The following is a 1,093-nucleotide window of genomic DNA, read 5'->3' as shown; positions in this document are numbered from 1 at the left end:
CTAGTCGGTGGTGGTGCTGGTGACTACGAGGAACTGGTCGCTGGGCAGGTCCATCACGACATGGGCGTCGGTGCCCTGGGCGCGCTGGGCGGCGGCGTACTCCTCCGCCGGCCAGGAGCCGCGGGGACCTCCCGCCGGGAACTGCTCCAGGACGGTGCGCTGGGGCTGGGTGGGCATCAGGGTGCTTCCCTTCGGGTGTGGCTGGCGGTCACGGGTCGGTGTCCTCGGGGGCGGGGACGTCGCCGAACATGTCGTCCATCGCCTGGGTGACGGCGGGCCGGTGTTCGGGCCGGGTGGCGTTGAGGACCGTGTTGGTGAGGTCGATCAGGTCGATGTCCTCGAACAGGTCGGTCAGGTCCGCGATGGTCTCCGGGTCCAGGACGACGCTGTCGGGGCGTTCGCTGTCCATGAAGCAGTTCATGGCGTCGATGTAGTCGGCGAGCCGGTGGGCTATGGCCGGGGTGACGTCGAAGCTGTGGCAGTGCTCCAGGCCTGAACCGAGGGCACCGGTCGGGCTGATGTGGATGCGGATGCTCTGCCCGGGGCCGGGGGCGGCCTGTCCGAAGCCGGTGAGGGCTTCGGCGAGAGCTGCGATCGCACTGTTGCGGTCGGCGTCCGCGTCCGTCGCGGTCGCTGTGTCCCCTGCTTCGTCGCCAGCGTTCAGCACCGGTGCTTCCCAGAGCACTTCGAGGGTTTCGGCGTGCAGCCGGATGACCCCGTCGGCGGTGTCCGGGAGCGTGAGGTGGCCGATGACGCGCAGCAGGTCACCGGGCTGCCGCTCGGTGAGCAGGGCGTGTGCGATCTCCGGCTCCATGGTGGTGCAGGGGATGACCGCTTCTTCGACCAGGTGGTCGGTTCCGGCGGAGCAGGTCAGCCGCCAGGAGACGGTGCCGTCACGGTCTCCGGGTTCGGCTTCGGCGGCGAGGTAGCCGTCCAGGGCGAGCGGTATGGCGTCCATCAGCTCGCCTCCGCCAGGCCGTTGGTGCGGTGGGCGGCGTCGTAGGCGTCCAGGACGGCCTTGGCTGGGGTGCCCCGGTCGGCGACCTGATAGCCGTTGGCCCGCGCCCACGTCCGGATCGCCGCCAGCTCCTCC

3 protein-coding genes are annotated in these 1,093 nt (G+C 70.5%); all 3 read right to left on the bottom strand.

Annotated features, from left to right (window positions below):
* From CA983_RS43975 to CA983_RS43965, 3 genes are read right to left on the bottom strand one after another with little or no spacing between them, the layout of a single operon-like run.
* Nucleotides 1–177 carry a hypothetical protein gene (locus CA983_RS43975; protein WP_086606138.1) on the bottom strand — a complete coding sequence of 59 codons (177 nt, stop codon included), beginning with the start codon at nt 175–177 and terminating at the stop codon, nt 1–3.
* A gap of 31 nt (nt 178–208) precedes the next feature.
* A complete protein-coding gene (locus CA983_RS43970; protein ID WP_208637189.1) occupies nt 209–958 on the bottom strand; it encodes a hypothetical protein in 750 nt (249 codons plus the stop codon).
* Nucleotides 958–1,077: an Lsr2 family DNA-binding protein gene (locus tag CA983_RS43965; RefSeq protein ID WP_425276524.1), complete on the bottom strand. Its 120-nt coding sequence runs from the start codon at nt 1,075–1,077 to the stop codon at nt 958–960. The genes CA983_RS43970 and CA983_RS43965 overlap by 1 nt, the downstream gene beginning before the upstream one ends.
* Nucleotides 1,078–1,093: the final 16 nt, after the last annotated feature.

The sequence above is a fragment of the Streptomyces swartbergensis genome, from assembly GCF_002148965.1.
Classification (GTDB): Bacteria; Actinomycetota; Actinomycetes; order Streptomycetales; family Streptomycetaceae; genus Streptomyces; species Streptomyces swartbergensis.
This window is presented reverse-complemented; position numbering and strand designations above follow the sequence as displayed.